This window comes from Mycobacterium sp. TH-M116, assembly GCF_057473685.1.
Window position 1 is genome coordinate 1 of sequence record NZ_JBYCLC010000131.1, and the last position, 3,304, is coordinate 3,304.

Annotated in this window: 5 protein-coding genes; 1 reads left to right on the forward strand and 4 read right to left on the reverse strand. The window is 70.9% G+C overall.

The window, feature by feature from the left end; genetic code table 11:
- Positions 1 to 16: 16 nt before the first annotated feature.
- The gene (locus tag AC2VOK_RS06410; RefSeq protein WP_428899737.1) at positions 17 to 679 is read right to left on the reverse strand and encodes a DUF3159 domain-containing protein; all 663 of its coding nucleotides are present in this window, start codon (positions 677 to 679) and stop codon (positions 17 to 19) included.
- A gap of 29 nt (positions 680 to 708) precedes the next feature.
- Positions 709 to 1,077 (reverse strand): OB-fold nucleic acid binding domain-containing protein, encoded by a 369-nt coding sequence (locus tag AC2VOK_RS06415; RefSeq protein WP_428899733.1) that lies wholly within the window; start codon positions 1,075 to 1,077, stop codon positions 709 to 711.
- A gap of 130 nt (positions 1,078 to 1,207) precedes the next feature.
- On the opposite strand from AC2VOK_RS06415, the gene AC2VOK_RS06420 reads away from it, so the two are divergent.
- The gene (locus AC2VOK_RS06420) at positions 1,208 to 1,906 is read left to right on the forward strand and encodes an alpha/beta hydrolase (protein ID WP_428899734.1); all 699 of its coding nucleotides are present in this window, start codon (positions 1,208 to 1,210) and stop codon (positions 1,904 to 1,906) included.
- A 16-nt stretch (positions 1,907 to 1,922) separates the two neighbouring features.
- Here AC2VOK_RS06420 and AC2VOK_RS06425 read toward each other — a convergent pair whose 3' ends face one another.
- Positions 1,923 to 2,672 carry a DUF3710 domain-containing protein gene (locus AC2VOK_RS06425; RefSeq protein WP_428899735.1) on the reverse strand — a complete coding sequence of 250 codons (750 nt, stop codon included), beginning with the start codon at positions 2,670 to 2,672 and terminating at the stop codon, positions 1,923 to 1,925.
- A gap of 80 nt (positions 2,673 to 2,752) precedes the next feature.
- Complete coding sequence (gene dut, locus AC2VOK_RS06430; protein WP_428899736.1) at positions 2,753 to 3,217, reverse strand: dUTP diphosphatase; 465 nt, start codon at positions 3,215 to 3,217, stop codon at positions 2,753 to 2,755.
- Positions 3,218 to 3,304: the final 87 nt, after the last annotated feature.

The window sequence follows — 3,304 nt, forward strand, 5'->3', positions numbered from 1 at the left end:
AACCCGCGCCGGGCGACTAGTCGGCGCGGCGGGCCTCGGCGTCGTCGACAGCGGAGATGGCGCGCTGGGCCGACCTGTAGGCCGCGTACGTGACCAACGCGGCCAGCGCTGTCAACGGCCAGCCCATCCCGATCCGGGCCACGCCCAGCCAACCGGTCTGACCGGCCTCGTAGAGCTGCCGCTGTACGAGGAACCTGGCGCCGAACACCAGCACCCAGCACAGGGACGCGACATCGAAGGCGTACACCGCCCGGGGTACGCCACGCCAGTTGTGCCGGCGCCCGCCGGCCCAGCTGGCCAGGTAGCCCACCAGCGGCCGGCGCGCCAGAACCGACACCGAGAACACGACCGCCCACAGCGCCGACGTCCAGATGCCGAGCAGGAAGTAGCCCTTGGACTCCCCCACGACATAGGCGATCAGTGCGCACACGCCGACACCCGCGAAGCCGGAGAATGCCGGTTGCATGGATTCGCGCCGCATGAACCGCCATGCCAGCACCAGCGCGGACACGCCCAAGGCGGAGGCGATTGCGGGCAGCAGCCCGAACAGGGTGGAGGCGAGCACGAAGGTGACCACCGGCAGCGACGAGTAGACAACACCGCCGACCCCGCCCAGCTGCGCCAGGAGGCGTTCGGCCCCGCTACCCCCGGTGTTGTCGTCGCGGTCCTTCGGGCCGATCGGGTCGGCTACCTCTTCGTCGGAGACGGTCACCGCTGAATTTCGTAGTGCGGGTTGTAGATCGCCTTGGCGCCGTTCTCGAGCTTGCCCACCCGGCCCCGCACCCGCAGCGTGCGGCCGGAGTCGATACCGGGAATTCGGCGTTGCCCCAGCCACACGAGGGTGACGGTGTCGGTGCCGTCGAACAACTCGGCGCGCACGCCGCCCGAGCAGCCCTTGCCGTTGGTCTCCACGCTGCGCAGTGTGCCGACCATCGTGACCTCCTGGCCACGCTCGCAATCGATCACACGCTGCGCACCGGTACTCACGACCTCGTCGGACAACTCCTCGCAGTCGCGCTGCTCCGGATGCTCCGTCAACCGACGGGTGAACCGGCGCAAATACCCTTGGGCCCCCATGGCCGCTCCTGACAATGCTGGTGGCGCTTTCCGTTATGCCAACGGACACCGTAGACCCGTTGGTTCCCCCGCGCCAGCCGGACCGAACCCCGTGTCGGAACCGCCGCCACGGCCGGGCAGTATCGGGACGGTGGGTGTCGATCTGCGCGGTGTCACGACCGTGTTGCTGCCGGGAACCGGCTCCGACGACGACTACGTGCGCCGGGCGTTTTCCGGCGCGTTGGACGAGCTCGGAGCGGTGCTGGTGACTCCGCCCCCACGGCCGGAGCGATTGATCGAGGGCTATTTGTGCGCGCTGGACGACGCCGCGCCGACGGGCCTGGTCTGCGTCGGCGGCATCTCGATCGGCGCCGCGGTGGCAACCGCCTGGTCGGTGGCGCACCCGGATCGCACGGTCGCCGTGCTGGCCGCGCTGCCGGCCTGGACCGGGGCACCCGGGTCCGCGCCAGCCGCACTGGCGGCACAGTATTCGGCGGCGCGGCTGCGTAGCGACGGATTGGCAGCGTCGACGACGCAGATGCGGTCGTCCAGCCCACCCTGGCTCGGCAACGAGCTCGCCCGGTCGTGGCAGGCCCAGTGGCCGCAATTGCCCGCCGCGATGGACGAAGCGGCGGGCTACGTCGCACCCAGCCGCGCCGACCTCGCCCGGTTGACCGCCCCACTGGCGGTGGTCGCCGCCGTCGACGACCCCATCCATCCGCTGCAGGTGGCCGTGGAATGGGTCTCCGCCGCGCCACGCGCGGCCCTGCGGACGGTGACGCTGGCCCAGTTCGGCGCCGACACCGCCGAGTTGGGCGCGGCCTGCCTGGCCGCGCTGGGCGACCTGTGAGCAGCGCCAGTCCGGGTCAGCCGCCGCTTGTCGACCGCAGCTGCTGCATGGCCGATCCCTGGGCACTGCGGCGTTCCGCGGGCCCGTCGGGCGCCTGCTGCTGGGCCCGCTGCGCGGCGGCGGCCTCCCGCAGCTGAGCGACCATCGGCTCGGGCAGCTGAACCGCCAACGGGGTCCGCACCGGCAGCGGCGTATCGCCGCGGCGAACCACCGTGTCCGCCAACGCCGCGCGCGCCTCCCGGTCCAACTCCTCGATGGTCTCGTGCGTGCCGTTCACCACGCAGCGGATCATCCAGCGGTAACCCTCGACCCCGATGAAACGCACCACGCCGGTGGCCGTGCCGACCACTTCCCGGCCCCACGGGCCGTCCTGGATGCTGACCTTGGCCGAGTCGTTGCGCAGCGACTCCGCGAGCTCGGCGGCCACCTCCCGCCACAGACCGCCCGTCTTGGGCGCCGCGTAGGCCGCGATGGTGAATCGACCACGGGGTGTGACGACCCACACGGCGCTGGGAACACCGGATTCGGTCAGCTCGACCTGCAGCTGGCCGCCGGCGGGCATCGGGATGAGCACCGAACCCAGATCGAGTCGGGCCACCTCGGCGATCGACGGGTCATCGAAGTCGTCGATGTCGAACGGGCCCTCGAGTGCGCCCGGCTCGTCGGAGACCGGCTCGTCGGAAGACCGCGCGTCGGCGGGCTGTTCCGATTCCACGGCGGCATCGTCTTTGCCGCGTTTACCTGAGCGCCTGCCGAATACCGCCATCAGCGCCCCTCCTCCTCATCGCTTCGTCCCGCTCGCCGCTTCGCGGCTGGGAGGTGCCCCCACTGCATCATCGCCGGTGGTCACAGACTCGCATGCCCCCCGGAAGATCCGTGACCGCCGTCGCCACGCGATGTCTCGGCCAGCCCGGCCTCGTCGAACGACGCGACCTCCACCAGCTCCAACAGTTCCACCCGCTGCACCAGGAGTTGGGCGATGCGATCTCCGCGATGCACGACGATGGGTTCGGCGGGATCGAGATTGATCAGCGAGACCTTGATCTCACCGCGATAACCGGCGTCGATGGTGCCCGGGCTGTTGACGATCGAAAGCCCCACCCGCGCCGCCAATCCCGAGCGGGGGTGGACCAGCCCAACCATGCCCACCGGGATGGCGACCGCCACGCCCGTCCCCACCAGCGCACGGTGGCCGGGATCGAGCGTGACGTCCTGTGCGCTGTAGAGGTCTACGCCGGCGTCGCCATGGTGAGCGCGCGAGGGCACCGGCAGTTCGGGGTCGAGGCGAACGATCGCCAGAAGGGTCGGCACGGGGGCACAGATTACCCTTGACCGCGTGTCTGGAACGCGCACAGCGCCCCGCAGCGTGCGGTATCGCGAGCGGCTGTGGGTCCCGTG